Below are 668 nucleotides of genomic sequence, written 5' to 3'. Positions count from 1 at the left end.
TGGTGGAAGGCGCACCGGGGTTCGCCCACTCGCCCGACCCGCACAACTTGCAGATCGACAGCCTGCCGTCTGCCACTGATCCCGCCCGCTCGGCCTTGCGCCTCGGCGCTGCGGTGGGTGTGCTGGGCATTGACCTCAACACCCGCCGCCGCAATCGCATGAACGGCCGCATCGGCGCCCTGGATCACGCGGGGTTTTCGGTAGACGTGGTGCACACCTTCGGCAACTGCCCCAAGTACATCCAGCTGCGGCCTGTGGATGGCGTCGCACGCAAACCCGGTACCGTGGCCGAACGCTCCGTTCGCCTGGACGATAGCGCCCGTACGCTGATTCGCCAGGCCGACACCTTCTTCGTCGCCAGCTACGTGGACGCTGAGGGTGAACGCTCGGTGGACGTGTCCCATCGCGGCGGCAACACCGGCTTTGTGCACGTCGATGGCAATGTACTGACCATCCCCGACTTTGCCGGCAACCTGTTCTTCAACACCCTGGGCAATCTGGCAGCCAACCCGGTGGCGGGGCTGCTGTTTATTGACTTTGAGTCGGGTGATGTCCTGCAGGTTGCCGGGCGCACCGCGCTGATCCTCAGCGGCCCCGAAGTAGCGGCGTTTGAAGGTGCGCAGCGGTTGTGGACGGTGACCGTGGAGCATGCGGTGTGGCGCCCGGCG

1 protein-coding gene is annotated in these 668 nt (G+C 65.9%); it reads left to right on the top strand.

Translation table 11 applies throughout. From position 1 onward, the window contains the following. Nucleotides 1-668, top strand: a 668-nt coding sequence (locus IQK56_RS30555) for a pyridoxamine 5'-phosphate oxidase family protein (protein WP_193901971.1), incomplete at both ends; no start/stop codon positions are given.

This window comes from Pseudomonas cyclaminis (genome assembly GCF_015163715.1).
GTDB classification, from domain to species: domain Bacteria; phylum Pseudomonadota; class Gammaproteobacteria; order Pseudomonadales; family Pseudomonadaceae; genus Aquipseudomonas; species Aquipseudomonas cyclaminis.
The sequence above is the reverse complement of the archived record's forward strand: the minus strand, read 5'-3'. Positions and strand labels throughout refer to the sequence as shown.